Genomic DNA, 26,645 nt, shown 5'->3' on the forward strand with positions numbered 1-26,645 from the left:
ACGCCGGCGGGGCTGGATGGTGCGGCGGGGCTGAAAGATCGGGGCTCCGCCCCGGACCCCGCGCCTCAAACGCCGGCGGGGCTGGATGGGCTGGATGGTGGGCGGAGCTGGATCGTCGGCGGGGCGTGTGAGGACGCCTAGTGCGAGGCCGCCGAGAAGAGGGTGTGCATCGCGTGGCGCAGGCTGCAGATGTCCCTCACCGGCTCCGGGAAGTCGAAGCGGGCGTCGAAGGAGCCGGCGGGGCCGCCGGTGAAGCGGACGCGCAGGCCCAGGCGGTCCAGGGAGAGCGGGACGGCGGTCATGCCCCGGTCCTCGCGGGAGCCGAGCAGGCCGCACAGCTCGCCGATCCGGTCGCCGTGGGCGGAGTGCAGGTGCTGGAGCAGTTCCGTCTCGTGCGCGACCATCGGGTCCGGCTCCGCCGCGGCCAGGTCCTCCGGGTCCACGTGCTCGGCTCCCCACAGGTCGTCCACCGAGATCTCGCCGACCTCCAGGCGCAGCATCATCCAGGCCGGGCGGCCGGAGTCCTGAAAACGACCGGACGGGGCGTCGAGGGACTCGCGCATGCCGAGCAGCTCGCCCACCGGATGCCGCTCCGCGAGCAGCGCCGCACAGACCGCGCGCTCGCTCCCGCGCACCGGCGTCAGCCACCCGGCCAGCCAGGCACGACCTCGGATACGATGAGGCACGGACACCGGCGCCACATCCGTGATCTCGATCACGGCGGTGAGGTCGTCGTCCTGGGCGTGAGCGGCTGCTCTGGCAGCCGCGGATTCCCCGGAAACAAGGAGAATCACGTCCCCGTCCGGGGTGACGGTCCGTGCGGCCGGCATCCCTGTCCCGAACTCCTCGGCAGCGTGACTGTCACGAGCACCGACCAGGGTGAGGGATACTGAGGCGTTGGACTCTACGAGGGTTCGTACGCGTTCGGCTCCGGTGAGCTGCCGAACGCCTTCCCTGGGACGCGGCTGACCTTGCTTATCGTCGTCGAAAGCAGATTCCGTTTCGTTGGAATCTGAACTCCGATGCGCACTGGGCAGGGGGATCCCATGTGGTCGAGACATTACGTCCTCCTCGCTAAGGTAAGCCTCACCTAACTTACATGGAGGTAGGTTCCACGTGAACCAGAAGCGACCCAAGGTCAAGAAGTCGCGTGCCCTCGGCATTGCGCTGACCCCGAAGGCCGTCAAGTACTTCGAGGCCCGCCCCTACCCGCCGGGCGAGCACGGCCGTGGCCGCAAGCAGAACTCGGACTACAAGGTTCGTCTGCTGGAGAAGCAGCGTCTGCGCGCTCAGTACGACATCTCTGAGCGTCAGATGGCCCGCGCGTACGACCGCGCCAAGAAGGCCGAAGGCAAGACGGGCGAGGCGCTTGTCGTCGAGCTCGAGCGTCGTCTCGACGCCCTGGTTCTGCGTTCGGGCATCGCCCGCACCATCTACCAGGCCCGCCAGATGGTCGTTCACGGCCACATCGAGGTCAACGGCGACAAGGTCGACAAGCCGTCGTTCCGTGTCCGCCCGGACGACGTCATCACGGTGCGCGAGCGCAGCCGCGAGAAGGTTCCGTTCCAGGTTGCCCGTGAGGGTGGCTACGCAGGCGAGGGCGAGACCCCGCGCTACCTGCAGGTCAACCTGAAGGCCCTGGCCTTCCGCCTGGACCGCGACCCGAACCGCAAGGAAATCCCGGTCATCTGCGACGAGCAGCTCGTCGTCGAGTACTACGCCCGCTGATGCAGGCCTAGTCTCACTGGCTGGACAGCCCGCCGTCCCCTCCGGGGGCGGCGGGTTTTCCTATGCCCGGGCATGGCCGGGAAGTCGCCCGCGCCTACGGCTGGTCCGCCGCCGTGGCGCGGCGCGGCACCCGCGAGCCGCGCGGACCGCCCGGCCCCGCCGGCCGGGACACCGCGCCCGCGTCGCCGCGCTCCCCGGGGCCGAATCGCGTGCGCCCGACCAGCGCCTCGCGGCTGAGCGCCCGCCCCTCGGCCGCGTACGCCGCGTAGCGCTCGGCGCCCAGCAGCTCGCCCGCCCGTTCCCGGCACCTCAGCCGCGGGGCGTTGAAGTACCCCGAGCCGAAGAGCCGCAGCCCCACCCCGCCCCACAACGGCTCCGCCGCGCCCTGGAGCACCGCGGCCTCGGCCGGATCGCCCTGCGCGACCGTGACCAGCGCGAGCAGCTCCACCGCGAGCACCAGCCCGACCAGATCGTGGAAGGCGTGGTTGATCGCCACGCACTCGGTGAGCAGCCGCCGCGCCTCCTGCGCGCGGCCCGCGTCCAGCTCCGCGTACGCGAGAACGTACAGGGCGTACGCCTTCGTCCAGCGCTCCCCGCGCTCCTCGCAGATCTCCCGGACCTCCCGGCACAGCGTGAGCGCGCCCGGCAGCTCCCCCTGGAATGCCATCGCCATCCCCAGCTCCACCTGGCACATCAGCACGTTGCTGTTCAGCTCCCCGACCGCCCGGTACTGCCCCAGCGCCGCGCCCAGCAGCTCCCGGGCCCGCGCCATGTCGTCCGAGACCAGCGCCAGACACCCGAGCCGGTGCAGCGCGTAGGCCGCCGCCACCCGGTTCCCGCTCTGCGCCGCCCCGTCCCGGCACTCGTGCAGGGCGCGCATCGAGCCCGTCGCGTCCCCCTGAAGGGCCGCTACGTAGCCCAGTACCCAGAGGGCCTTCAGCCGCGAGCTCTCGTACTCCGTCACCGCCCCGCTCCTGGACTCCAGGGCCCGGTCCAGCCAGTGCCGCCCCTCGGTCAGGCGCCCGCAGCCCGCCCAGTAGAACCACAGGGTCCCCGCCAGGTACTCGCCCAGATGCGCCTCATCCGGCTCCTCCAGGCAGCACTCCAGGGCGAGCCGGAGATTCGGCAGCTCCGTCTCCACCAGCGCGGCCACCTCGTGCTGACGCGGGCTGAACCAGTCCAGCTCGCACCAGGTCGCCAGCCCCACGTACCAGTCCCGGTGCCGCCGCCGCAGCCGCCCGGCGTCGCCCAGCGACTCCAGCCAGCCCGCCCCGTACAGCCGTACGGTCTCCAGCATCCGCAGGCGCACCCCGGCGGCCGTCTCCTCCCGGACCAGCAAGGACTGCGCGACGAGCTCCCCGACCAGGTCCAGCACGCCCTCCACCGGCAGGTCCGGACCCGCGCACACGTATTCGGCGGCGTCGAGGTCGAACTGCCCGGCGAAGACGGACAGCCGCGCCCACAGCAGCCGCTCCGCAGGCGTGCACAGCTCATGGCTCCAGCCGATGGCCGTACGCAGCGCCCGGTGGCGGGGCAGCACCCCGCGCGCGCCGCCCGTCAGCAGCGCGAAGCGGTCCTCCAGCCGGGCCAGCACCTGCGCTGGGGAGAGCGTCCGCAGCCGCGCCGCCGCCAGCTCCAGAGCGAGCGGGATGCCGTCGAGGCGGGCGCACACCTCGACCAGGGCGGCCCGGTTCGCCGGGGTCACGGCGAAGGCCGGGTCGGCCGCCGACGCCCGCGCCGCCAGCAGGGCCAGCGCCTCCTCCGGGACCGGCGGGACCAGCGGGAGGGCCAGCTCCCCGTCCAGGTCCAGCGGGCGGCGGCCCGCCGCGAGCACCCGAAGGCCGGGGGAGCGGCGCAGCAGCTCCCGCACCAGCTCGGCGGTCTCGTCGACCAGCTGCTCGAAGCCGTCCAGGACCAGCAGCAGCCGGCGCCCGGCCAGGTGCTCGGCCAGGACCGTCCGGGGCGGCCGGGTGGTGTGGTCGGTCAGCCCGAGCGCCTCGGAGAGGGTCAGCTCCAGCAGTGCGGGATCCCGTACGGAGGCCAGCTCGGCCAGCCAGACGCCGTCGCAGTAGCGTTCCTGCGCTTCCTGCGCTTCCTGCGCTTCCTGCGCTTCCAGCACTTCCTGCGCTTCCTGCGGGACCCCTCGCGCTCCCTCGGCGGCCGCTGCCGCCTCGGCGGCCGCCCGGGCCGCCTCCAGGACGAGACGGGATTTGCCCACGCCGCCCACGCCGGTCACCGTCACCAGCCGTGAGGACCCCAGGAGCCGTCTCAGCTCGGCGAGTTCGGCACCCCGCCCGATGAACCGGCTCAGCTCCGGGGGAAGATTGCCCCGGATCCTGTTTCGAAGGGGTCGCTGTCGCATGGGACACGGAGAGTACTGGTCCGGATGCGCTGCGTTCAAGGCGGTCCCGCCCGCCCCGGAATTCCGGTACGGCCGGGGATCCCCGGCGCGATAGGGTCGGAGGACGAATCTCCAGCAGTTCCAGGTACAGACAGAGAGCGGTGTGACGTGTCCGGTGTAGAGGTGGCCGGGATCATCGTGGCCGTCTTCTGGGCCATCCTGATCTCCTTCCTCGCCGTGGTGCTGGTGAGGCTGGCCCAGGTGCTCAAGGCGGCGACCAGGCTGGTGGCCGACGTGACCGACCAGGCCGTCCCGCTGCTGGCCGACGCCTCCACCACCGTCCGCTCCGCGCGCACCCAGCTCGACCGGGTCGACGCCATCGCGAGCGACGTCCAGGAGGTCACCTCCAACGCCTCCGCGCTGTCCTCCACCGTGGCCTCCGCTTTCGGCGGACCGCTGGTGAAGGTCGCGGCCTTCGGGTACGGCGTCCGCAAGGCCCTGGGCAAGGGCGATGCCGCCACGTCCAACGGCGCGCCGCCGAAACCATCCCGACGTACTGTGATCGTCGGCCGTACGGTGCCGGCGGCCCGGCGCCGGAAGCAGAAGGGCTGAGACCGCCGATGTTCCGCCGAGCCTTCTGGTTCACCGCAGGCGCAGCCGCCGGCGTGTGGGCCACCACCAAGGTCAACCGCCAGCTCAAGAAGCTGACGCCGGAGAGTCTGGCAGCCCAGGCGGCCGACAAGGCCCTGGAGGCGGGTCACCGCCTCAAGGACTTCGCCCTCGACGTCAAGGCGGGAATGACGCAGCGCGAGGACGAGCTGAACGACGCGTTGGGGCTCCACCAGGACCCCGACCGGCCCGACAACGTCACCGCCCTCTCCGGGCCGCGGCGGCTGCGGGCCATCGAGAACGACAAGACCACCCCCCGACCAAAGTTTTCGTACGACCGGAATGAGGACCACTGATGGAGTCGGCTGAAATTCGCCGCCGCTGGCTGAGCTTCTTCGAGGAGCGCGGTCACGCCGTTGTCCCTTCGGCGTCGCTCATCGCGGACGACCCGACTCTGCTGCTGGTCAACGCGGGCATGGTTCCCTTCAAGCCGTACTTCCTCGGCGAGACCAAGCCCCCGGCCGCCCGCGCCACCAGCGTGCAGAAGTGCGTCCGTACGCCGGACATCGAAGAGGTCGGCAAGACCACCCGCCACGGCACGTTCTTCCAGATGTGCGGCAACTTCTCCTTCGGCGACTACTTCAAGGAAGGCGCCATCAAGTACGCCTGGGAGCTGCTGACCAGCTCCGTGGCGGACGGTGGCTACGGCCTGGACCCGGAGAAGCTCTGGATCACGGTCTACCTCGACGACGACGAGGCCGAGCAGATCTGGCGCGAGAAGATCGGCGTGCCCGCCGAGCGCATCCAGCGCCTGGGCAAGAAGGACAACTTCTGGTCCATGGGCGTCCCGGGTCCCTGCGGCCCGTGCTCCGAGATCAACTACGACCGCGGTCCCGAGTTCGGCGTCGAGGGCGGCCCGGCCGTCAACGACGAGCGCTATGTGGAGATCTGGAACCTGGTCTTCATGCAGTACGAGCGCGGCGCCGGCGACGGGAAGGAAGACTTCCCGATCCTCGGTGACCTGCCGTCCAAGAACATCGACACCGGCCTCGGCCTCGAGCGCCTCGCGATGATCCTGCAGGGCGTGCAGAACATGTACGAGACCGACACCCTGCGCGTGGTCATGGACAAGGCCACCGAGCTCACCGGCGTGCCGTACGGCGCGGCCAAGGACACCGACGTGTCCATGCGCGTGGTCGCCGACCACATCCGCACCTCCGTCATGCTCATCGGCGACGGCGTCACCCCCGGCAACGAGGGCCGCGGCTACGTGCTGCGCCGCATCATGCGCCGCGCCATCCGCAACATGCGCCTCATGGGCGCCACGGGTCCCGTCGTCCAGGACCTGGTCGACGTCGTGATCAACACGATGGGGCAGCAGTACCCGGAGCTGATCACCGACCGCAAGCGCATCGAGACCGTCGCGCTCGCCGAAGAGGCCGCCTTCCTCAAGGCGCTGAAGGGCGGCACGAACATCCTCGACACCGCCGTGACCGAGACCAAGGCCACCGGCGGCACGGTCCTCTCCGGCGACAAGGCGTTCCTGCTCCACGACACCTGGGGCTTCCCGATCGACCTCACCCTGGAGATGGCCGCCGAGCAGGGCCTCTCCGTGGACGAGGCCGGCTTCCGCCGCCTGATGCAGGAGCAGCGCGACCGCGCCAAGGCCGACGCCAAGGCCAAGAAGACCGGCCACGCCGACGTCTCCTCGTACCGCGAGATCGCCGACCGGGCCGGAGCCACCGAGTTCACCGGCTACGCCACCAACCAGGGCGAGTCCACCATCGTCGGCCTGCTGGTCAACGGCGTCTCGGCGCCCGCCGCCTCCGAGGGCGACGACGTCGAGGTCGTCCTCGACCGCACGCCCTTCTACGCCGAGGGCGGCGGCCAGCTCGCCGACCAGGGCCGCATCAAGCTCGACACGGGCGCCGTGATCGTCGTCCGCGACGTGCAGCAGCCGGTTCCGGGCGTCTCCGTGCACAAGGGCTCCGTCCAGGTCGGCGAGGTGACGGTGGGCGCCTCCGCGTACGCCGCCATCGACGTCCACCGGCGCCGGGCCATCGCGCGCGCCCACTCGGCCACGCACCTGACCCACCAGGCGCTGCGCGACGCCCTCGGCCCGACGGCCGCCCAGGCCGGTTCCGAGAACTCGCCGGGGCGCTTCCGTTTCGACTTCGGTTCGCCGAACGCGGTCCCCGGCTCGGTCCTCACCGACGTCGAGCAGAAGATCAACGACGTGCTCGCGCGCGAGCTCGACGTCACCGCCGAGATCATGAGCATCGACGAGGCGAAGAAGCAGGGCGCCATCGCCGAGTTCGGCGAGAAGTACGGCGAGCGCGTCCGCGTGGTCACCATCGGCGACTTCTCCAAGGAGCTGTGCGGCGGCACGCACGTCGGCAACACCGCCCAGCTGGGTCTGGTGAAGCTGCTCGGCGAGTCCTCCATCGGCTCCGGCGTGCGCCGCGTCGAGGCCCTGGTCGGCGTCGACGCGTACAACTTCCTCGCCAAGGAGCACACGGTCGTCGCCCAGCTCCAGGAGCTGGTCAAGGGCCGCCCGGAGGAGCTGCCGGAGAAGATCGCCTCCATGCTCGGCAAGCTGAAGGACGCCGAGAAGGAGATCGAGAAGTTCCGCGCGGAGAAGGTCCTCCAGGCCGCCGCCGGTCTCGCCGAGAACGCCCAGGACATCCGCGGTGTAGCTCTGGTCGTCGGCCAGGTGCCGGACGGCACCGGCGCCGACGACCTGCGCAAGCTGGTCCTCGACGTCCGCGGCCGCATCCAAGGCGACCGCCCGGCCGTCGTGGCCCTGTTCAGCGTCGCGGGCGGCCGCCCGCTGACGGTCATCGCCACCAACGAGGCCGCCCGCGAGCGCGGCCTCAAGGCCGGCGACCTGGTCCGTACGGCCGCCAAGACCCTCGGTGGCGGCGGTGGCGGCAAGCCGGACGTGGCCCAGGGCGGTGGCCAGAACCCGGCCGCCGTCCCGGAGGCCATCAGCGCCGTCGAGCGTCTCGTCGTCGAGACGGTCTGACGATGACTCTGCGCCGCGGCCGGCGGCTCGCCATCGACGTCGGGGACGCCCGGATCGGGGTCGCCTCGTGCGACCCCGACGGGGTCCTGGCCACACCGGTGGAAACCGTTCCGGGCCGGGACATTCCCTTCGCCCACCGGCGGCTGCGGCAGCTCGTCGAGGAGTACGAGCCCCTCGAAGTCGTGGTCGGCCTCCCCCGCTCGCTCAGCGGGCGGGAGGGGCCGGCCGCGGCCAAGGTCCGCGCCTTCGCGAACGAACTCGCCAAGGGCATCAAACCGGTGACGGTCCGTCTGGTGGACGAGCGGATGACCACGGTCACCGCCGCCCAGGGCCTGCGGGCCTCGGGCAGGAACGCGAAGAAGGGCCGGTCGGTCATCGACCAGGCGGCCGCTGTGGTGATCCTTCAGAACGCTCTTGAGACCGAACGGGTATCAGGTAATCCGCCCGGTGAGTGCGTCGAAGTGGTTGTCTGATCGCGATACGGTAACGTTCCGCGCGATGAGACGGCATTCGAACAGCCGTCGCCCACCGTCAAAGAGGCGGACCGGGTGCCGCGGATGACGGAGTCCGCGGCCTCCGTCTCGCGGCTCTAGGGGACCGATGACTGAGTATGGCCGGGGCCGTGGCCCCGAACCGTGGCACCCCGAGGACCCCCTGTACGGGGACCAGGGGTGGACCGGGCACCAGACCCAGCAGGGCCAGGCGCCCTACGGCGGTGCCCCGCAGCAGGAGTACCCGCAGGAGCCCCAGTACCAGCAGCAGTACCCCCAGCCTGCGCAGTACCAGGATTACCCGGAGTACCCGCAGCAGCAGTACGCCGGACAGCAGCAGTACGCCGAGCAGCAGCAGGCCTACGCCGGGCAGCAGCAGGCCTACGCCCCGCAGCAGCCGCATCCCCAGCCCCAGTCACACCCGCAGCAGCCGGTGTACGACGCCCAGGGCTGGGACACCGGCCAGGGCCAGTACATGGCGGCCGTGCAGGCCGATCCCTACGTGGGCGCGGAGCCCTACGCCCAGCAGCCCGTCGCCGGCTACCCCGGTGAGGCCCCCGACCTCTACGCGACGGCCGAGGCCTACCCGCCGCCGCAGCCCCCGGGCCGGCGCCGCCTGGAGCCGGAACCGGTCGAGCAGGAGGAGTCCGAGAGCGGCCTCCTCGCCGGCGGCGGCCGTGACGGCGATGACGACGGTGACGAGCCCTCGGGCGGCGGTCGCCGGGGCGGCCGCTCGAAGGGCGGCAAGACCAAGGAGCGCAGCGGCGCGGCCTGCCTGATCGCCGCCCTCGTCATCGTGGGCGTGCTCGGCGGTGGCGGCTACTACGGCTACACCTACCTCAAGGACAGGTTCGCCACGGCCGAGGACTACGTGGGCGAGGGCACCGGCGAAACAGTCGACGTGGAGATCCCCAAGGGCGCCACCCTGGCCGTGATGGGCCAAATCCTCAAGAAGCACGGCGTGGTCGCGAGCGTGGAGGCCTTCACCACAGCGGCCGGCATCAACCCCAAGGGCAAGTCGATCCAGGCGGGCGTCTACACGCTCAAGAAGAAGATGTCGGCCTCGGCCGCCGTCACGATGATGACCGACCCCAAGACGCTGAACGTGATCACGGTCCCCGAGGGCAAGCGGAACATCGAGGTCTACAAGGCGATCGACGCCCGGCTCGGCAAGCCGCCGGGCACCACCGAGGAGATCGCCAAGCGCGAGGCCAAGAACCTCGGGCTGCCCGCCTGGGCGGGCAACCACCCGAAGCTCATCGACCCGCTCGAAGGCTTCCTGTACCCGGCGCGCTACGACCTCAGCAAGGACAGCACGCCCGAGTCCCTGCTCCGGCAGATGGTCAAGAACGCCACGGACAAGTACACCGAGCTGGGCATCGAGGGCAAGGCCAAGGAACTGGGCCTGGACAATCCGCTCCAGGTGGTCACGGTCGCCAGCCTCGTCAACGCCGAGGGCAAGAACCACGAGGACTTCCGGAAGATGTCCGAGGTCGTCTACAACCGCCTCAAGAAGACCAACGACGTCACCAACCAGAAGCTCGAATTCGACTCGACCTTCAACTACATCAAGGGCACGAGCGACCTCAACTTCTCCATGAAGGAGGCGAGGGCACTCGACCACGCCTACAACACGCACTTCGTCAGGGGACTGCCTCCGGGCCCCATCGGGAACCCGGGCGCGGACGCCCTGAGCGCTACGCTCAACCCCGATCACGGCGGCTGGATGTTCTTCGTGTCGGTCGACGGCAACACGACGACCTTCACGCAGACCTACGACGAGCACCTGAAGCTGGTCGCCGAGTTCCAGGAACGGCAGAAGCAGAAGAACGGCGGGTAGGCAAGGCATGTCACGCACAAGGGCCGCGGTGCTGGGTTCGCCCATCGAGCACTCCCTCTCACCGGTGCTGCACCGCGCCGCCTATCAGGAGCTCGGCCTCGACGACTGGTCCTACGACCGCTTCGAGATCGACGAGGCCGCGCTCCCGGAGTTCGTCGCCGGGCTCGGCCCCGAGTGGGCCGGACTGTCGCTGACCATGCCGCTCAAGCGGGCGATCATCCCGCTGCTGGACGGCATCAGCGACACGGCCGCCTCCGTCGAGGCGGTCAACACGGTCGTGCTCACCGAGGACGGCCGCCGCCTCGGCGACAACACCGACATCCCCGGCATCGTCGCCGCGCTCCACGAGCGCGGCATCGAGAAGGTGCCGTCCGCCGCCATCCTCGGTGCCGGCGCCACCGCCTCCTCGGCGCTCGCCGCGCTCTCGCGGATCTGCACCGGCGAGGTCACGGCGTACGTCCGCTCGCCGGCCCGCGCCGACGAGATGCGTCAGTGGGGCGAGCGGCTCGGCGTCCCCGTCCGGACGGCCGACTGGTCCGAGGCGGCCGGGGCACTGACCGCGCCCCTGGTGATCGCGACCACCCCGGCCGGTGCGACGGATACCCTGGCCCCGTCCGTACCGGCTGCGGCCGGGACCCTCTTCGACGTCCTCTACGACCCCTGGCCGACCGCCCTCGCGGCGGCCTGGTCGGAGCGCGGCGGGACGGTCGTCGGCGGGCTGGACCTGCTGGTCCACCAGGCCGTGCTCCAGGTCGAGCAGATGACCGGCCGCACCCCGGGACCGCTCGCCGCCATGAGGGCCGCCGGAGAGCGGGCACTGGCCGCCCGTTAGGCTTCCCACCTCTGAGTGGATCAAGGGGGCGGCATGGACCAGACGGGGACCGACCAGATACTCGCGTCGAAGTGGGACATCCCCTTCGTCCTCTTCGGCGTGATCCGAGTGGCTTTCGGCAGTCTGCCGTGGTGGGCCAAGGCGATCGTCTTCGGACTCGTCGGTTCCCTCGCCGTGTGGACGGCGGTCACCTGGCTCCGGCAGCGCCGCGGCCGGCTCACCTGACGGACCAGGCGTCCGATAGCTGGACCGGGGCCCGATATACCCGCCCGGACATGGGAGGATCAGGTACGGCGGGTCCGGGCCGCGCACCCGATCGCGCCGTCGCTGTACCAGGCGCGAGCATGAGGAGCATCGTTGAGCAGGTTGCGTTGGCTGACCGCCGGGGAGTCGCACGGACCGGCACTGGTGGCGACGCTGGAGGGCCTTCCCGCCGGCGTCCCGGTCACCACCGAGCTGGTGGCCGACCACTTGGCCCGGCGCCGGCTCGGCTACGGCCGCGGTGCCCGGATGAAGTTCGAGCAGGACGAGATCACCTTCCTGGGCGGCGTCCGGCACGGGCTGTCGCTGGGTTCCCCCGTGGCCGTCATGGTCGGCAACAGCGAGTGGCCCAAGTGGGAGACGGTCATGTCGGCCGACCCGGTCGACCCCTCGCTGCTCAAGGACACCGGCCGTAACGCGCCGCTGACCCGTCCGCGGCCCGGTCACGCCGACCTCGCCGGCATGCAGAAGTACGGCTTCGACGAGGCCCGGCCGATCCTGGAGCGCGCCAGCGCCCGCGAGACCGCCGCCCGCGTCGCCCTCGGCGCGATCGCCCGGTCCTTCCTCAAGGAGGTCGCGGGCATCGAGATCGTCTCGCACGTGGTGGAACTGGCCTCGGCCAAGGCCCCGTACGGCGTCTACCCGACCCCCGCCGACGTCGACAAGCTCGACGCCGACCCGGTGCGCTGCCTCGACGCCGACGCGAGCAAGGCGATGGTCGCGGAGATCGACCAGGCCCACAAGGACGGCGACACCCTCGGCGGCGTCGTCGAGGTGCTGGCGTACGGCGTCCCCGTCGGCCTCGGCTCGCACGTCCACTGGGACCGGCGCCTCGACGCCCGCCTCGCCGGCGCGCTCATGGGCATCCAGGCCATCAAGGGAGTCGAGGTGGGCGACGGCTTCGAGCTCGCCCGCGTGCCCGGCTCGCAGGCACACGACGAGATCGTCTCCACCTCCGAGGGCCTCAAGCGCACCTCCGGCCGCTCCGGCGGCACCGAGGGCGGCCTGACCACCGGCGAACTGCTGCGCGTACGGGCCGCGATGAAGCCCATCGCGACCGTCCCGCGCGCGCTGGCGACCGTCGACGTGGCCACGGGCGAGGCGACGGTGGCCCACCACCAGCGCTCGGACGTGTGTGCCGTGCCGGCCGCCGGCATCGTCGCCGAGGCCATGGTGGCGCTCGTGCTGGCCGACGCCGTCGTCGAGAAGTTCGGCGGCGACTCGGTCCCCGAGACCCGCCGCAACGTCCAGTCGTACCTCGACCACCTGCAGATCCGGTGACCGGCGGACCGCTGGTCGTCCTCGTCGGCCCCATGGGATCCGGCAAGTCCACGGTGGGGGCGCTGCTCGCCGAGCGGCTCGGCGTCGCCTACCGGGACACCGACGCCGACATCGTCGCGGCCCAGGGCCGGGAGATCTCCGACCTCTTCGTCGACGAGGGCGAGCCGTACTTCCGTGAGCTGGAGCGGCAGGCGGTCGCCGCCGCCCTCGCCGAGCACACCGGAGTCCTCGCCCTCGGCGGCGGCGCCGTCCTCGACGAGGGCACCCGCGCGCTGCTGACCGGCCTGCCCGTCGTCTATCTGTCGATGGACGTCGAGGAAGCCGTACGCCGCGTGGGCCTCGGCGCCGCGCGCCCGCTGCTCGCCGTCAACCCGCGCCGCCAGTGGCGCGAGCTGATGGAGGCCCGGCGCCCCCTCTACACCGAAGTCGCGCGCGTCGTGGTGGCCACCGACGACCGCACCCCCGAAGAGGTCGCGCAGGCGGTCCTCGACGCTCTGGAGTTGAAGGACGTATGACAGACCAGGTGACGCGGATCCACGTCGGCGGAGGCGCCGGCCATGACCCGTACGACGTGCTGGTCGGGCGGCAGCTGCTCGGAGAGCTCGGCTCCCTGATCGGTACGAAGGCCCAGCGGGTCGCCGTGATCCACCCCGAGGCGCTGGCCTCGACCGGTGAAGCGCTGCGCGACGACCTGGCCGAGCAGGGCTTCGAGGCGATCGCCATCCAGGTGCCGAACGCCGAAGAGGCCAAGACGATCGAGGTGGCCGCCTACTGCTGGAAGGCACTGGGCCAGTCCGGCTTCACCCGTACCGACGTCATCGTCGGCGTCGGCGGGGGAGCCACCACCGACCTCGCGGGCTTCGTCGCGGCCAGCTGGCTGCGCGGGGTGCGCTGGGTCGCCGTACCGACCACCGTCCTCGCGATGGTGGACGCGGCCGTCGGCGGCAAGACCGGCATCAACACCGCCGAGGGCAAGAACCTGGTGGGCGCCTTCCACCCGCCGGCCGGTGTGCTGTGCGACCTGGCGGCGCTGGACTCGCTGCCGGTCAACGACTACGTCAGCGGCCTCGCCGAGATCATCAAGGCCGGATTCATCTCCGACCCGGTGATCCTCGACCTGATCGAGGAGGACCCGCAGGCGGCCCGTACGCCCGAAGGCCCGCACACCGCCGAGCTCATCGTGCGCTCCATCCAGGTCAAGGCCGACGTGGTCTCCAGCGACCTCAAGGAGTCCGGACTCCGCGAGATCCTCAACTACGGCCACACCCTCGCGCACGCCATCGAGAAGAACGAGCGCTACAAGTGGCGGCACGGCGCGGCCGTGTCGGTCGGCATGGTCTTCGCGGCCGAGCTCGGCCGGCTCGCCGGCCGGCTGGACGACGCCACGGCCGACCGGCACAGGACGGTGCTCGCCTCCGTGGGACTGCCGCTCACCTACCGCGGCGACCAGTGGCCCAAGCTGCTCCAGACCATGCAGGTCGACAAGAAGTCCCGCGGCAACCTGCTGCGCTTCATCGTCCTCGACGGGCTGGGCAAGCCGACCGTCCTGGAGGGTCCCGACCCGGCGCACCTGATCGCCGCCTACGGCGAGGTGTCGGCGTGAGCCGCCCCGTGCTCGTGCTGAACGGCCCCAACCTGGGGCGGCTCGGCTCGCGCGAGCCCGATGTGTACGGGGCCACCTCGTACGCGGGACTCGTGGAGAGCTGCCGCTCGCTGGGCGAGGAGCTCGGCTTCGACGTAGAGGTCCGCGAGACCAACGACGAGGGCGAGCTGATCCGCTGGCTGCACGAGGCGGCGGACGGGAAGATCCCCGTGGTCATCAACCCGGGGGCCTTCACCCACTACTCGTACGCGATGCGGGACGCGGCCGCGCAGCGCACGGCGCCGCTGATCGAGGTGCACATCTCGAACCCGTACGCCCGCGAGCAGTTCCGGCACACCTCGGTCATCGCGGCCGTGGCGACCGGGACGGTGGCGGGCTTCGGGATCGGTTCGTACCGGCTGGCGCTGCGGGCACTGGCGGAGGAGATCGCCGCCTGACACCCTGGCCGGCGGTGCCGATGGACGGTCCGGCACCCGCAGTCATATAACGTTCTCGCATCAGTCGCCGGAACGAGACGGAGTGGCAGCGGATGCAGCAAGGAGTGGGGGGCGGGGGCGCGGGCTGGGGGCAGCCGGGACCGCACCCGGCGGCGCCGCCGCAGCCGCCGATAGCCCCGGTGCAGGGCTGGCCGGGTTCGCCGCCGCCGCAGTCTCCGCACCAGCCCCCGCCCCAGCACCACCAGCCCCCGCATCACCAGCCCCAGCCCCCGCATCACCAGCCCCAGCACCTGGTGGCACCGGTGCCGGAGGCGACCGGGCACATCCCTCTGCCGCCCGCGGTGGCGGGCACCGGAGGGGCCGTCCTCGCCGTGCTGCTGATCGGCCCGGCCGGCGCCGGGAAGACCACCGTCGCCCGGCACTGGGCCAGCACCCGGCCGGTGGCGACGGCCCACATCAGCCTGGACGACGTCCGGGAGTGGGTCTGCTCCGGCTTCGCGGACCCGCAGGCGGGCTGGAACGAGCACTCCGAGGCCCAGTACCGGCTCGCCCGCCGCACCTGCGGTTTCGCCGCCCGCAACTACCTGGCGAACGGCATCTCCTGCATCCTGGACGACGCGGTCTTCCCCGACCGGCCCGTGGTCGGGCTGGGCGGCTGGAAGCGGCACGTGGGCCCCACGCTGCTGCCGGTGGTCCTCCTGCCCGGCCTGGAGATCGTCCTGGAGCGGAACGCGGCCCGCTCCGGCAACCGCCGGCTCTCCGACGAGGAGGTCGCGCGGATCCACGGCCGGATGGCCGGCTGGTACGGCTCCGGCCTGCCGATCATCGACAACTCCCACCTCGACGTCGAGGGCACGGCCCGCGCCCTCGACGAAGCCCTGGCGCGTGCGATCCATTCAAGCCCCGCCGGCGATTGAGGCGCAGGTCCGGGGCGGAGCCCGGCAGCGGCGCCGCACGTCCGGACGCGCTCGCCAGGCCGGATCGGCGGGTCGCTCGTAGGCTCGAAGACATGTCAGACGTGTACGCCGCCCGTCGGGGCCTGCTTCGCGACCGATGTGCCGCCGCGGGGAACGCCGCCGCACTGATCACGCGTCCGGCGAACGTCCGCTACCTCTCCGGGGCGTCCCCGCTCGGCGCCGTCCTGCTCGTCGGACCCACCGAGGACGTGCTGTTCTGCACCGGCACGCCCACCGGCGAGGTCGACGAAGGGCGACTCGACGAGCACCTCAGACTCTCCGTGCTGGCCACCCCCGGCGGGGATCCGGCCGTCGCGGCCGCCGACATGGCCGCCGCCGCACGGGCCGACTCGCTCGCGGTGGAGGAGCACCACCTCACCGTCGGCCGGCACCGTGCCCTGCACTCCGTGGCGCCGGCCCTGCGCCTCGCCGACCTCGGGACCGCCGTGGAACAGCAGCGCCTCGTCAAGGACGAGGAGGAGATCGCCTGCCTGCGGATCGCCGCCGAGATCGCCGACCAGGCCCTCGGCGAGCTGCTGGAGTCCATCCTCGTCGGGCGCACCGAGCGGCACCTGGCCCTGGAGCTGGAGCGGCGGCTCGTCGACCACGGGGCCGACGGTCCGGCCTTCCCGACCTCCGTCGGCACCGGCCCGCACTCCGGTCGCTCCCGGCACCGGCCCTCCGACCGCCGGGTGGAGGAGGGCGACTTCCTGTCGGTCTGCCTGGGCGCCAGCTACCGCGGCTACCGGTGCGAGATCGGCCGGACCTTCGTGATCGGCACCACCCCCGCCGACTGGCAGATCGAGCTGTACGAACTCGTCTTCGCCGCCCAGCGGGCGGGCCGCGAGGCCCTGCTGCCGGGGACCGCGTACCGGGACGTGGACCACGCGGCTCGCTCCGTCCTGGACTCCGCCGGCCACGCGGAGGCCCTCGCTCCGTCGACCGGACACGGCGTCGGTCTCGAAATCGACGAGGACCCGCAGCTTGCACCTACGGCAATGGGTAAACTGGACGCTTGCGTGCCGGTCACCGTCGAACCGGGGGTTCACCTCCCGGGCCGGGGAGGTGTCCGGATCGATGACACGCTCGTCGTACGCCCCGAGGCGGACGGCGGTCCCGAGCTACTCACCATTACGACCAAGGAACTGCTCGCGCTCTAGCCGGCTCTGCCGGGCTGTGCGCGCACCCGTGGTCTTCCAGTGCAGGAGATTCCGCAACCGTGGCTTCCACGAACGACCTCAAGAACGGCATGGTGCTCAAGCTCGACGGTGACCAGCTCTGGTCCGTCGTCGAGTTCCAGCACGTCAAGCCCGGCAAGGGCCCGGCCTTCGTGCGCACCAAGCTCAAGCACGTGCTCTCCGGCAAGGTCGTCGACAAGACGTTCAACGCCGGCACGAAGGTCGAGACGGCCACCATCGACCGCCGTGACATGCAGTTCTCTTACATGGACGGCGAGTACTTCGTCTTCATGGACATGACCACCTTCGACCAGCTGATGGTGGACAAGAAGGCTGTCGGCGACGCCGCCAACTTCCTGATCGAGGGCTTCACCGCCTCCGTCGCCCAGCACGAGGGCGAGGTGCTCTACGTCGAGCTCCCGGCCGCGGTCGAGCTCAAGATCGAGCACACCGACCCGGGCGTCCAGGGCGACCGCTCCACCGGTGGCACGAAGCCCGCCACCCTGGAGACCGGCTACGAGATCCAGGTCCCGCTCTTCGTCACCACCGGCGAGACGGTCAAGGTCGACACCCGCACCAGCGACTACCTCGGCCGGAAGAGCAACTAACCCGTGGCTGCTCGGAGCAATGCGCGCAAGCGCGCCTTCCAGATCCTTTTCGAGGCCGACCAGCGCGGGGTGTCCGTCCGCGAGGTCCTCGCGGACTGGATCCGACACGCGCGGTCGGACGACCGGCAGCCGCCGGTCAGCGCCTTCACGATGGACCTCGTCGAGGGTTACGCCGACAAGGTGAACCGCATCGACGACCTGATCATCACCTACGCCGTGGACTGGGAGCTCGACCGCATGCCGGTCGCGGACCGGAACATCGTGCGGCTCGGTGCCTACGAGCTGATCTGGGTGGACGACACCCCGGACGCCGTGGCCATCGACGAGGCCGTCCAGCTGGCCAAGGAGTTCTCGACGGACGAGTCGCCCTCGTTCGTGAACGGGCTGCTGGCCCGTTTCAAGGACCTGAAGCCGAGCCTGCGGCGCGAGTAGCCTCCGGCGGTTCGGCAAGAGCGGAGGGCCCGCAGCACATGTGCTGCGGGCCTCCGCTCTGCCGGTTCTGGGCTCCTACGGTAAAAAAACCGGCGGGCGCCGGACCCCCAAGGGCCGGGCACCCGCCGGTGTAAACGTTTCTGCTGGTGCTAGATGTCCTCGTGCGCCACCGCGCGACGGGCGTCCGCGTCCAGCACGCCCCAGCTGATCAGCTGCTCGGTCAGGACCGAGGGGGACTGGTCGTAGATGACGGCGAGCGTGCGCAGGTCGTCCTGGCGGATCGACAGCACCTTGCCGTTGTAGTCGCCGCGCTGGCTCTGGATCGTCGCCGCGTAACGCTGCAGCGGGCCCGCCTTCTCGGCGGGGACGCCCGCCAGGCGCTCCAGGTCGAGACGCAGCTTCGGCGGCGGCTCGGCCGCTCCGCCCGGGGTCGTGCCCGGCAGCAGTTCCTGCACCGGCACCCCGTAGAAGTCCGCCAGCTCGGCAAGGCGCTGGACGGTCACGGCGCGGTCCCCGCGCTCGTAGGAGCCCACCACCACGGCCTTCCACCGGCCCTGGGACTTCTCCTCGACACCGTGGAGGGAAAGGCCCTGCTGGGTGCGGATGGCGCGGAGCTTGGCCCCGAGCTGTTTGGCGTATTCGCTGGACATAACGCTCCCGGACGCTGTGACGCTGTGACTGCATGGACACTGTGCCGATGTGGACCACGTGCGGCTCCGCCGCGCGGCTGGTAACTCACTGTGAGGTTACGCAGCGTTACTTGGATGCGTCAAGCCGAATGGTCTTCATCGCCCCCGGGAGAGCCGCCCCAGCAGCCCCGTGGGAGCCCATCCGCACCGACCCGGTCCGGGGCACCACCCGCCCCCTGGTACCGTGTGAGACGTACATCAGACGTCCTTTAAGAACCGTCCCGTGAGGCGGAGAAGGAGGTCCTTTTCATGGACACCCAGCTGAACACCGATTCCATGCGCCCCGTTCTGGAAGCGCAGGACATCGCGCGGGTCCTGACCCGCATCGCCCACGAGATCGTCGAACGCGCCAAGGGCGCCGACGACGTGGTGCTCCTCGGCATCCCCACCCGCGGTGTGTACCTCGCCCGCCGGCTGGCCGCCAAGCTCGAAGAGATCACCGACACGAAGATCCCCGTCGGCTCCCTCGACATCACGATGTACCGCGACGACCTGCGGATGAAGCCCGCCCGCGCGATCGGCCGCACCGAGATCCCCGGCGACGACCTCGACGGCCGCCTCGTGGTCCTCGTCGACGACGTGCTCTTCTCCGGCCGTACGATCCGCGCCGCACTGGACGCCCTCGGCGACCTCGGCCGCCCCCGCGCCGTGCAGCTCGCGGTCCTCGTCGACCGCGGCCACCGCGAACTGCCGATCCGCGCCGACTACGTCGGCAAGAACCTCCCCACGTCGCTGCGGGAGACCGTCAAGGTCCAGCTCCAGGAGGAGGACGGCCGTGACGCCGTGCTGCTCGGCCAGCGGACCGCCCAGGCAGCAGGGCAGTAGCCCTCACGACGGACGGGCCCCGAAGGGTCCGCGCCGCACCCTGCCCTGCCCGCTCGTACCCCTGCCCGTCAGTCCGCCTGCCTGCCTGCCTGACTGCCCTCCCGACCTACGGAGCCATCCAGATGAAGCGCCACCTCATCTCGGCCGCCGATCTCACGCGCGACGACGCCGTCCTGATCCTCGACACCGCCGAGGAGATGGCCCGCGTCGCGGACCGGCCGATCAAGAAGCTGCCCACCCTGCGCGGCCTCACCGTCGTCAACCTCTTCTTCGAGGACTCGACCCGCACGCGGATCTCCTTCGAGGCGGCCGCCAAGCGGCTCTCCGCCGACGTCATCAACTTCTCCGCCAAGGGTTCCTCCGTTTCCAAGGGCGAATCCCTCAAGGACACCGCGCTGACCCTGGAGGCCATGGGCGCCGACGCGGTCGTCATCCGCCACCACGCCTCCGGCGCCCCCTACCGGCTCGCGACCTCGGGCTGGATCGACTCCGCCGTGGTCAACGCGGGCGACGGCACCCACGAGCACCCCACCCAGGCCCTGCTGGACGCCTTCACCATGCGCCGCCGCCTCGTCGGCCGTGACGCCGGCCTCGGCAAGGACCTCGGCGGCCGCCGGATCACCATCGTCGGCGACGTCCTGCACAGCCGCGTGGCCCGCTCCAACGTCCACCTGCTGCACACCCTCGGCGCCGAGGTCACCCTGGTGGCCCCGCCCACGCTCGTCCCGATCGGCGTCGAGACCTGGCCGTGCGAGGTCTCGTACAACCTCGACGAGGTGCTGCCGAAGTCCGATGCGGTGATGATGCTGCGTGTGCAGCGCGAACGCATGAACGCCGCCTTCTTCCCGACCGAGCGCGAGTACTCCCGCCGGTACGGGCTGAACGGCGACCGCATGGCGAAGATGCCCGAGCACGCCATCGTGATGCACCCCGGTCCGATGAACCGCGGCATGGAGATCACCGCCGAGGTCGCCGACTCCGACCGCTGCACGGCCGTCGAGCAGGTCGCCAACGGCGTCTCGACCCGGATGGCCGTCCTGTACCTGCTGCTCGGAGGCTCCGAGCCCGCCGTCACCACCACGCCCGCCGCCGCCCGTACCGAGGAGAACAAGTAACCATGAGCAAGATCCTTATCCGTGGCGCGAAGGTACTCGGTGGCGAGGCGCAGGACGTCCTGATCGACGGCGAGACCATCGCCGAGGTCGGGCAGGGCCTTTCGGCCGAAGGCGCTCAGGTGATCGAGGCCGACGGCCAGGTCCTCCTCCCCGGCCTCGTCGACCTGCACACCCACCTGCGCGAGCCCGGCCGCGAGGACTCCGAGACCGTCCTCACCGGCACCCGCGCCGCCGCCTCCGGCGGCTACACCGCGGTCTTCGCCATGGCGAACACCTTCCCGGTCGCCGACACCGCCGGCGTCGTCGAGCAGGTCTGGCGCCTGGGCAAGGAGTCCGGCTACTGCGACGTGCAGCCCATCGGCGCCGTCACCGTCGGCCTGGAGGGCAAGCAGCTCTCCGAGCTGGGCGCCATGCACGAATCCGCCGCCCGCGTCACCGTCTTCTCCGACGACGGCAAGTGCGTCGACGACGCCGTGATCATGCGCCGTGCGCTGGAGTACGTGAAGGCCTTCGGCGGCGTCGTCGCCCAGCACGCCCAGGAGCCCCGCCTCACCGAGGGCGCCCAGATGAACGAGGGCGTCGTCTCCGCGGAACTCGGTCTCGGCGGCTGGCCGGCCGTCGCCGAGGAGTCGATCATCGCCCGTGACGTCCTGCTCGCCGAGCACGTCGGCTCCCGCGTCCACATCTGCCACCTCTCCACCGCCGGCTCCGTCGAGATCGTCCGCTGGGCCAAGTCCCGCGGCATCGACGTCACCGCCGAGGTCACCCCGCACCACCTCCTCCTCACCGAGGAGCTCGTGCGCTCGTACAACGCGGTCTACAAGGTCAACCCGCCGCTGCGCACCGAGCGCGACGTACTGGCCCTGCGCGAGGCGCTCGCCGACGGCACGATCGACATCGTCGCCACCGACCACGCCCCGCACCCGCACGAGGACAAGGACTGCGAGTGGGCCGCCGCCGCCATGGGCATGGTGGGCCTGGAGACCGCGCTGTCCGTCGTCCAGGAGACGATGGTCGAGACCGGACTGCTCGACTGGGCGGGCGTCGCCGAGCGGATGTCCTTCGCCCCGGCCCGCATCGGCGGCCTGGAGAACCACGGCCGTCCCGTCTCGGCAGGTGAACCCGCGAACCTGACGCTGGTCGATACCTCGTACCGTGGTGTCGTGGACCCCGCACACTTCGCCTCCCGCAGCCGCAACACGCCTTACGAGGGCCGTGAGCTGCCGGGTCGCGTCACTCACACCTTCCTGCGGGGCCGGGCAACGGTCGTGGACGGGAAACTGGCGTGACACCTGCAGTAATCCAACTGGCCGCCGAGGCCGCCGAGCGACAGTCGGCGGAGGTGACCAGCCTCGGCGCCCGCATCGCGTGGGTGATCGGCCTGGTCCTCTTCATCGCGTTCGTGTACTGGCTGATGCGGCAGGGCTGGAAATGGCGCGGCGCCCTGCAGAACGACCTGCCCGAGCTCCCCGCCGCCCCCGACGGTCTCCCCGAGCACCGGCTGGCCCTGACCGGCCGGTACCACGGGTCCACCACCGCCGGGCAGTGGCTCGACCGGATCGTCGCCCACGGTCTGGGCGTCCGCAGCCGGGTCGAGCTCACGCTCACCGGCACGGGCCTCGACGTGGTCCGTCCGGGGGCCACCGACTTCTTCGTACCGGCCGCGCAGCTGCGCGGCGCCCGCCTCGACAAGGGAATCGCGGGCAAGGTACTCACCGAGGGCGGTCTGCTCGTCGTCACCTGGGCGCACGGCGACAAGCTGATCGACTCCGGATTCCGCTCCGACCGCGCGGCCGAACACGCCGCCTGGGTCGAAGCAATCAACCTCATGAACTCATCCATCACGACGGAAGGCGCCGAACGATGACGACCTCCACCAGGGGAGCAGCCAAAGCTCCCGCCGTACTCGTCCTGGAGGACGGTCGGATCTTCCGCGGCCGCGCCTACGGCGCTGTGGGGGAGACCTTCGGCGAGGCCGTGTTCTCCACCGGCATGACCGGCTACCAGGAGACCCTGACCGACCCGTCGTACCACAAGCAGGTCGTCGTGATGACCGCTCCGCACGTGGGCAACACCGGCGTCAACGACGAGGACCCCGAGTCCTCCCGCATCTGGGTGGCCGGCTACGTCGTACGCGACCCCGCCCGCGTCCCCTCCAACTGGCGCTCCCAGCGCTCGCTCGACGAGGAGCTCGTCCAGCAGGGCGTCGTCGGGATCTGCGGCATCGACACCCGCGCCCTCACCCGCCACCTGCGCGAGCGCGGCGCCATGCGCGTCGGCATCTTCTCGGGCGAGACCTGGGTGGGCATCCGCGACGAGGCGCTGGTGGCCAAGGTCCAGTCCCAGCCGCAGATGAAGGGCGCGAACCTCTCCGCCGAGGTCGCCACCAAGAAGGCGTACGTCGTCCCCGCCATCGGCGAGAAGAAGTTCACCGTCGCCGCCATCGACCTCGGCATCAAGGGCATGACCCCGCACCGGATGGCCGAGCGGGGCATCGAGGTGCACGTGCTGCCCGCCACCGCCACCGTCGAGGACGTGTACGCGGTCCAGCCCGACGGCGTGTTCTTCTCCAACGGCCCGGGCGACCCGGCCACCGCCGACGGCCCCGTCGCCCTCATGCAGGGCGTCCTGGAGCGCAAGACCCCGCTCTTCGGCATCTGCTTCGGCAACCAGATCCTGGGCCGCGCGCTCGGCTTCGGCACGTACAAGCTGAAGTACGGCCACCGCGGCATCAACCAGCCGGTGCAGGACCGCACCACCGGCAAGGTCGAGGTCACCGCGCACAACCACGGCTTCGCCGTCGACGCGCCCCTCGACAAGATCTCCGAGACCGCCTACGGCCGCGCCGAGGTCTCCCACGTCTGCCTGAACGACCAGGTCGTCGAAGGCCTCCAGCTGCTCGACCAGCCGGCCTTCAGCGTCCAGTACCACCCCGAGGCGGCTGCCGGCCCGCACGACGCCGCGTACCTCTTCGACCGTTTCGTTTCTTTGATGGAGGCCGAGCGTGCCTAAGCGCACCGATATCCAGTCCGTCCTGGTCATCGGCTCCGGCCCGATCGTCATCGGACAGGCCGCCGAGTTCGACTACTCCGGCACCCAGGCCTGCCGCGTCCTCAAGGCCGAGGGCCTGCGCGTCATCCTGGTCAACTCCAACCCCGCGACGATCATGACCGACCCGGAGATCGCCGACGCCACGTACGTCGAGCCGATCACCCCCGAGTTCGTCGAGAAGATCATCGCGAAGGAGCGCCCCGACGCGCTGCTCCCGACCCTCGGCGGCCAGACCGCGCTGAACACCGCCATCTCCATGCACGAGCAGGGTGTGCTGGAGAAGTACGGCGTCGAGCTCATCGGCGCCAACGTCGAGGCCATCAACAAGGGCGAGGACCGCGACCTCTTCAAGGGCGTCGTCGAGGCCGTCAAGGCCAAGATCGGCTACGGCGAGTCCGCCCGCTCGGTCATCTGCCACTCGATGGACGACGTCATCAAGGGCGTCGACACCCTCGGCGGCTACCCCGTCGTCGTGCGCCCCTCCTTCACCATGGGCGGCGCCGGCTCCGGCTTCGCCCACGACGAGGACGAGCTGCGCCGCATCGCCGGCCAGGGCCTCACGCTCTCCCCGACCACCGAGGTGCTCCTGGAGGAGTCCATCCTCGGCTGGAAGGAGTACGAGCTGGAGCTGATGCGCGACACCAAGGACAACGTCGTCGTCGTCTGTTCCATCGAGAACTTCGACCCCATGGGCGTGCACACCGGTGACTCGATCACCGTCGCCCCGGCGATGACGCTGACCGACCGCGAGTACCAGCGCCTGCGCGACATCGGCATCGCGATCATCCGCGAGGTCGGCGTCGACACCGGCGGCTGCAACATCCAGTTCGCGATCGACCCGGTCGACGGCCGCGTCATCGTCATCGAGATGAACCCGCGCGTCTCGCGCTCCTCGGCGCTCGCGTCGAAGGCCACCGGCTTCCCGATCGCCAAGATCGCCGCCAAGCTGGCCATCGGCTACACGCTCGACGAGGTCCCCAACGACATCACCGAGAAGACCCCGGCCTCCTTCGAGCCGTCCCTCGACTACGTCGTCGTCAAGGCCCCGCGCTTCGCCTTCGAGAAGTTCCCGCTCGCCGACGCCACCCTCACCACCACCATGAAGTCGGTCGGCGAGGCCATGGCCATCGGCCGCAACTTCACCGAGGCCCTCCAGAAGGCCCTGCGCTCCCTGGAGAAGAAGGGTTCGCAGTTCACCTTCGTCGGCGAGCCCGGCGACAAGGACGAGCTGCTGCGCACCGCGGTCCGCCCGACCGACGGCCGCATCAACACCGTCATGCAGGCCATCCGCGCCGGCGCCACCCAGGAAGAGGTCTTCGAGTCCACGAAGATCGACCCCTGGTTCGTCGACCAGCTCTTCCTCATCAAGGAGATCGCGGACGACCTCGCCCACGCCGAGAAGCTCCACCCCGAGCTGCTCGCCGAGGCCAAGCGCCACGGCTTCTCCGACGCCCAGATCGCCGACATCCGCGGCCTGCGCGAGGACGTCGTCCGCGAGGTCCGGCACGCGCTGGGGGTCCGCCCGGTCTACAAGACGGTCGACACCTGCGCCGCCGAGTTCGCCGCGAAGACCCCGTACTTCTACTCCTCCTACGACGAGGAGAGCGAGGTCGCGCCGCGCGAGAAGCCCGCGGTCATCATCCTGGGCTCCGGCCCGAACCGCATCGGCCAGGGCATCGAGTTCGACTACTCCTGCGTCCACGCCTCCTTCGCCCTCAGCGACGCCGGCTACGAGACCGTGATGGTCAACTGCAACCCGGAGACCGTCTCCACCGACTACGACACCTCCGACCGCCTGTACTTCGAGCCGCTGACGCTCGAGGACGTGCTGGAGATCGTCCACGCCGAGTCGCTGGCCGGCCCCATCGCCGGTGTCATCGTCCAGCTCGGCGGCCAGACCCCGCTCGGCCTCGCCCAGGCGCTCAAGGACAACGGCGTGCCCGTCGTCGGCACCTCGCCCGAGGCCATCCACGCCGCCGAGGACCGCGGCGCCTTCGGCCAGGTCCTCGCCGAGGCCGGCCTGCCGGCCCCCAAGCACGGCACCGCCACCACCTTCACGGGTGCGAAGGCCATCGCCGACGAGATCGGCTACCCGGTCCTCGTCCGCCCGTCCTACGTGCTCGGCGGCCGCGGCATGGAGATCGTCTACGACGAGGCGCGCCTGGAGGCGTACATCGCCGAGTCCACCGAGATCTCCCCGACCCGCCCCGTGCTGGTCGACCGCTTCCTCGACGACGCGATCGAGATCGACGTCGACGCCCTCTACGACGGCACCGAGCTCTACCTCGGCGGCGTCATGGAGCACATCGAGGAAGCCGGCATCCACTCCGGCGACTCGGCCTGCGCCCTGCCCCCGATCACCCTCGGCGGCTACGACATCAAGCGCCTGCGCGCCTCCACCGAGGCCATCGCCAAGGGCGTCGGAGTCCGCGGCCTGATCAACATCCAGTTCGCGATGGCGGGCGACATCCTCTACGTCCTGGAGGCCAACCCGCGCGCCTCCCGGACCGTCCCCTTCACCTCGAAGGCCACCGCCGTCCCGCTCGCGAAGGCGGCCGCCCGCATCTCGCTCGGCACCACCATCGCCGAGCTGCGCGAGGAGGGCCTGCTGCCGAGGACCGGCGACGGCGGCACCCTGCCGATCGACGCGCCGATCTCCGTCAAGGAGGCCGTCATGCCGTGGTCGCGCTTCCGCGACATCCACGGCCGCGGCGTGGACACCGTCCTCGGCCCCGAGATGCGCTCCACCGGCGAGGTCATGGGCATCGACGCCGTCTTCGGCACCGCCTACGCCAAGTCGCAGGCCGGCGCCTACGGCCCGCTGCCCACCAAGGGCCGGGCCTTCATCTCCGTCGCCAACCGCGACAAGCGCTCGATGATCTTCCCGGCGCGCGAGCTGGTCGCCCACGGCTTCGAGCTCATGGCCACCTCCGGCACCGCCGAGGTGCTGCGCCGCAACGGCATCAACGCCACCGTGGTGCGCAAGCTCAGCGAGGGCGAAGGCCCGAACGGCGAGAAGACCATCGTCCAGCTGATCCACGACGGACAGGTCGACCTGATCGTCAACACCCCGTACGGCACCGGCGGCCGCCTCGACGGCTACGAGATCCGCACGGCGGCCGTGGCGCGCGGCGTCCCGTGCCTGACCACCGTCCAGGCGCTCGCCGCGGCCGTGCAGGGCATCGAGGCGCTGGGCCACGGAGACGTCGGCGTCCGCTCCCTCCAGGAGCACGCGGAGCGCCTGACCGCGGCCCGCGACTAACCCGTACAGCCCGGACAGGGGGAGGGGGACACCGGTTTCACGACGGGTGTCCCCCTCTTCACGAGCGCAGAGGGATCTTCG

The 26,645-nt window shown here is 71.0% G+C and carries 25 protein-coding genes; 22 read left to right on the top strand and 3 right to left on the bottom strand.

Annotation, left to right across the window (positions count from 1 at the left end; genetic code table 11):
- Nucleotides 1-137: 137 nt before the first annotated feature.
- Complete coding sequence (locus ACZ4TV_RS15015) at nt 138-1,061, bottom strand: DUF2470 domain-containing protein (RefSeq protein ID WP_468134573.1); 924 nt, start codon at nt 1,059-1,061, stop codon at nt 138-140.
- Between the two features lie 55 nt (nt 1,062-1,116).
- Here ACZ4TV_RS15015 and rpsD point away from each other — a divergent pair, with 55 nt between their 5' ends.
- Complete coding sequence (gene rpsD, locus ACZ4TV_RS15020) at nt 1,117-1,728, top strand: 30S ribosomal protein S4 (RefSeq protein ID WP_008740451.1); 612 nt, start codon at nt 1,117-1,119, stop codon at nt 1,726-1,728.
- A gap of 94 nt (nt 1,729-1,822) precedes the next feature.
- On the opposite strand, the gene ACZ4TV_RS15025 is transcribed toward rpsD, so the two are convergent.
- On the bottom strand, nt 1,823-4,090 hold the full coding sequence (locus ACZ4TV_RS15025) for an ATP-binding protein (RefSeq protein ID WP_468134575.1): 2,268 nt from the start codon (nt 4,088-4,090) through the stop codon (nt 1,823-1,825).
- Between the two features lie 147 nt (nt 4,091-4,237).
- On the opposite strand from ACZ4TV_RS15025, the gene ACZ4TV_RS15030 reads away from it, so the two are divergent.
- From ACZ4TV_RS15030 to nusB, 15 genes are all read left to right on the top strand, one after another.
- The gene (locus tag ACZ4TV_RS15030; RefSeq protein WP_468134577.1) at nt 4,238-4,681 is read left to right on the top strand and encodes a DUF948 domain-containing protein; all 444 of its coding nucleotides are present in this window, start codon (nt 4,238-4,240) and stop codon (nt 4,679-4,681) included.
- Nucleotides 4,682-4,689: 8 nt separating this feature from the next.
- A complete protein-coding gene (locus tag ACZ4TV_RS15035; protein WP_468134579.1) occupies nt 4,690-5,034 on the top strand; it encodes a DUF6167 family protein in 345 nt (114 codons plus the stop codon).
- Nucleotides 5,034-7,703 carry an alanine--tRNA ligase gene (gene alaS / locus ACZ4TV_RS15040; RefSeq protein ID WP_468134581.1) on the top strand — a complete coding sequence of 890 codons (2,670 nt, stop codon included), beginning with the start codon at nt 5,034-5,036 and terminating at the stop codon, nt 7,701-7,703. The genes ACZ4TV_RS15035 and alaS overlap by 1 nt, the downstream gene beginning before the upstream one ends.
- Before the next feature lie 2 nt (nt 7,704-7,705).
- Nucleotides 7,706-8,176 (top strand): Holliday junction resolvase RuvX, encoded by a 471-nt coding sequence (ruvX, locus tag ACZ4TV_RS15045; protein WP_030028999.1) that lies wholly within the window; start codon nt 7,706-7,708, stop codon nt 8,174-8,176.
- 127 nt (nt 8,177-8,303) lie between these two features.
- Nucleotides 8,304-10,034 (top strand): endolytic transglycosylase MltG, encoded by a 1,731-nt coding sequence (gene mltG, locus ACZ4TV_RS15050; RefSeq protein WP_468134584.1) that lies wholly within the window; start codon nt 8,304-8,306, stop codon nt 10,032-10,034.
- 7 nt (nt 10,035-10,041) lie between these two features.
- Nucleotides 10,042-10,866, top strand: a complete 825-nt coding sequence (locus tag ACZ4TV_RS15055) for a shikimate dehydrogenase (RefSeq protein WP_468134586.1) — start codon at nt 10,042-10,044, stop codon at nt 10,864-10,866.
- Between the two features lie 33 nt (nt 10,867-10,899).
- On the top strand, nt 10,900-11,091 hold the full coding sequence (locus ACZ4TV_RS15060) for a hypothetical protein (RefSeq protein ID WP_468134588.1): 192 nt from the start codon (nt 10,900-10,902) through the stop codon (nt 11,089-11,091).
- Nucleotides 11,092-11,223: 132 nt separating this feature from the next.
- Entirely contained in the window at nt 11,224-12,408 is a 1,185-nt protein-coding gene (aroC, locus tag ACZ4TV_RS15065; RefSeq protein WP_468134590.1) for a chorismate synthase, read from the top strand.
- Complete coding sequence (locus tag ACZ4TV_RS15070; protein WP_468134592.1) at nt 12,405-12,923, top strand: shikimate kinase; 519 nt, start codon at nt 12,405-12,407, stop codon at nt 12,921-12,923. The genes aroC and ACZ4TV_RS15070 overlap by 4 nt, the downstream gene beginning before the upstream one ends.
- Nucleotides 12,920-14,011, top strand: a complete 1,092-nt coding sequence (gene aroB, locus ACZ4TV_RS15075) for a 3-dehydroquinate synthase (protein WP_468134594.1) — start codon at nt 12,920-12,922, stop codon at nt 14,009-14,011. The genes ACZ4TV_RS15070 and aroB overlap by 4 nt, the downstream gene beginning before the upstream one ends.
- The gene (gene aroQ, locus ACZ4TV_RS15080; RefSeq protein WP_468134596.1) at nt 14,008-14,448 is read left to right on the top strand and encodes a type II 3-dehydroquinate dehydratase; all 441 of its coding nucleotides are present in this window, start codon (nt 14,008-14,010) and stop codon (nt 14,446-14,448) included. Before aroB ends, aroQ begins: the two co-directional genes overlap by 4 nt.
- A gap of 92 nt (nt 14,449-14,540) precedes the next feature.
- Nucleotides 14,541-15,365 (top strand): AAA family ATPase, encoded by an 825-nt coding sequence (locus ACZ4TV_RS15085; protein WP_468134598.1) that lies wholly within the window; start codon nt 14,541-14,543, stop codon nt 15,363-15,365.
- A 92-nt stretch (nt 15,366-15,457) separates the two neighbouring features.
- Nucleotides 15,458-16,564: a M24 family metallopeptidase gene (locus ACZ4TV_RS15090; RefSeq protein ID WP_468134600.1), complete on the top strand. Its 1,107-nt coding sequence runs from the start codon at nt 15,458-15,460 to the stop codon at nt 16,562-16,564.
- Between the two features lie 59 nt (nt 16,565-16,623).
- Nucleotides 16,624-17,190: an elongation factor P gene (gene efp / locus ACZ4TV_RS15095; RefSeq protein WP_030008757.1), complete on the top strand. Its 567-nt coding sequence runs from the start codon at nt 16,624-16,626 to the stop codon at nt 17,188-17,190.
- A 3-nt stretch (nt 17,191-17,193) separates the two neighbouring features.
- Nucleotides 17,194-17,622, top strand: a complete 429-nt coding sequence (nusB, locus tag ACZ4TV_RS15100; RefSeq protein WP_468134602.1) for a transcription antitermination factor NusB — start codon at nt 17,194-17,196, stop codon at nt 17,620-17,622.
- Between the two features lie 149 nt (nt 17,623-17,771).
- Here the strand turns inward: nusB and bldD are convergent, their stop codons facing one another.
- A complete protein-coding gene (gene bldD / locus ACZ4TV_RS15105) occupies nt 17,772-18,272 on the bottom strand; it encodes a transcriptional regulator BldD (protein WP_007263032.1) in 501 nt (166 codons plus the stop codon).
- A 288-nt stretch (nt 18,273-18,560) separates the two neighbouring features.
- Here bldD and pyrR point away from each other — a divergent pair, with 288 nt between their 5' ends.
- The 6 genes from pyrR (at nt 18,561) to carB (ending at nt 26,564) form a co-directional block, all read left to right on the top strand.
- Nucleotides 18,561-19,136, top strand: a complete 576-nt coding sequence (gene pyrR, locus ACZ4TV_RS15110; RefSeq protein WP_468134604.1) for a bifunctional pyr operon transcriptional regulator/uracil phosphoribosyltransferase PyrR — start codon at nt 18,561-18,563, stop codon at nt 19,134-19,136.
- Nucleotides 19,137-19,258: 122 nt separating this feature from the next.
- The gene (locus tag ACZ4TV_RS15115) at nt 19,259-20,251 is read left to right on the top strand and encodes an aspartate carbamoyltransferase catalytic subunit (RefSeq protein ID WP_468134606.1); all 993 of its coding nucleotides are present in this window, start codon (nt 19,259-19,261) and stop codon (nt 20,249-20,251) included.
- A 2-nt stretch (nt 20,252-20,253) separates the two neighbouring features.
- Complete coding sequence (locus tag ACZ4TV_RS15120) at nt 20,254-21,540, top strand: dihydroorotase (protein ID WP_468134608.1); 1,287 nt, start codon at nt 20,254-20,256, stop codon at nt 21,538-21,540.
- Nucleotides 21,537-22,118, top strand: coding sequence for a PH-like domain-containing protein (locus tag ACZ4TV_RS15125; RefSeq protein WP_468134610.1), 582 nt, complete (start codon nt 21,537-21,539; stop codon nt 22,116-22,118). The genes ACZ4TV_RS15120 and ACZ4TV_RS15125 overlap by 4 nt, the downstream gene beginning before the upstream one ends.
- The gene (gene carA / locus ACZ4TV_RS15130) at nt 22,115-23,263 is read left to right on the top strand and encodes a glutamine-hydrolyzing carbamoyl-phosphate synthase small subunit (RefSeq protein WP_468134612.1); all 1,149 of its coding nucleotides are present in this window, start codon (nt 22,115-22,117) and stop codon (nt 23,261-23,263) included. Before ACZ4TV_RS15125 ends, carA begins: the two co-directional genes overlap by 4 nt.
- The gene (carB, locus tag ACZ4TV_RS15135) at nt 23,256-26,564 is read left to right on the top strand and encodes a carbamoyl-phosphate synthase large subunit (RefSeq protein ID WP_468134615.1); all 3,309 of its coding nucleotides are present in this window, start codon (nt 23,256-23,258) and stop codon (nt 26,562-26,564) included. The genes carA and carB overlap by 8 nt, the downstream gene beginning before the upstream one ends.
- Nucleotides 26,565-26,645 lie beyond the last annotated feature (81 nt).

This window comes from Streptomyces sp. NPDC028910 (assembly GCF_055564955.1).

Excerpts from the sequence above, each read along its gene's own strand:
- alaS (WP_468134581.1), top strand. The coding sequence starts at position 5,034 with ATGGAGTCGGCTGAAATTCGCCGCCGCTGGCTGAGCTTCTTCGAGGAG.
- ACZ4TV_RS15055 (WP_468134586.1), top strand. The coding sequence starts at position 10,042 with ATGTCACGCACAAGGGCCGCGGTGCTGGGTTCGCCCATCGAGCACTCC.
- ACZ4TV_RS15115 (WP_468134606.1), top strand. The coding sequence starts at position 19,259 with ATGAAGCGCCACCTCATCTCGGCCGCCGATCTCACGCGCGACGACGCC.
- ACZ4TV_RS15120 (WP_468134608.1), top strand. The coding sequence starts at position 20,254 with ATGAGCAAGATCCTTATCCGTGGCGCGAAGGTACTCGGTGGCGAGGCG.
- ACZ4TV_RS15090 (WP_468134600.1), top strand. The coding sequence starts at position 15,458 with ATGTCAGACGTGTACGCCGCCCGTCGGGGCCTGCTTCGCGACCGATGT.
- carA (WP_468134612.1), top strand. The coding sequence starts at position 22,115 with ATGACGACCTCCACCAGGGGAGCAGCCAAAGCTCCCGCCGTACTCGTC.
- ACZ4TV_RS15015 (WP_468134573.1), bottom strand. The coding sequence starts at position 1,061 with ATGTCTCGACCACATGGGATCCCCCTGCCCAGTGCGCATCGGAGTTCA.
- bldD (WP_007263032.1), bottom strand. The coding sequence starts at position 18,272 with ATGTCCAGCGAATACGCCAAACAGCTCGGGGCCAAGCTCCGCGCCATC.
- ruvX (WP_030028999.1), top strand. The coding sequence starts at position 7,706 with ATGACTCTGCGCCGCGGCCGGCGGCTCGCCATCGACGTCGGGGACGCC.
- pyrR (WP_468134604.1), top strand. The coding sequence starts at position 18,561 with ATGGACACCCAGCTGAACACCGATTCCATGCGCCCCGTTCTGGAAGCG.
- mltG (WP_468134584.1), top strand. The coding sequence starts at position 8,304 with ATGACTGAGTATGGCCGGGGCCGTGGCCCCGAACCGTGGCACCCCGAG.
- aroB (WP_468134594.1), top strand. The coding sequence starts at position 12,920 with ATGACAGACCAGGTGACGCGGATCCACGTCGGCGGAGGCGCCGGCCAT.
- ACZ4TV_RS15085 (WP_468134598.1), top strand. The coding sequence starts at position 14,541 with ATGCAGCAAGGAGTGGGGGGCGGGGGCGCGGGCTGGGGGCAGCCGGGA.
- ACZ4TV_RS15025 (WP_468134575.1), bottom strand. The coding sequence starts at position 4,090 with ATGCGACAGCGACCCCTTCGAAACAGGATCCGGGGCAATCTTCCCCCG.
- ACZ4TV_RS15035 (WP_468134579.1), top strand. The coding sequence starts at position 4,690 with ATGTTCCGCCGAGCCTTCTGGTTCACCGCAGGCGCAGCCGCCGGCGTG.
- ACZ4TV_RS15060 (WP_468134588.1), top strand. The coding sequence starts at position 10,900 with ATGGACCAGACGGGGACCGACCAGATACTCGCGTCGAAGTGGGACATC.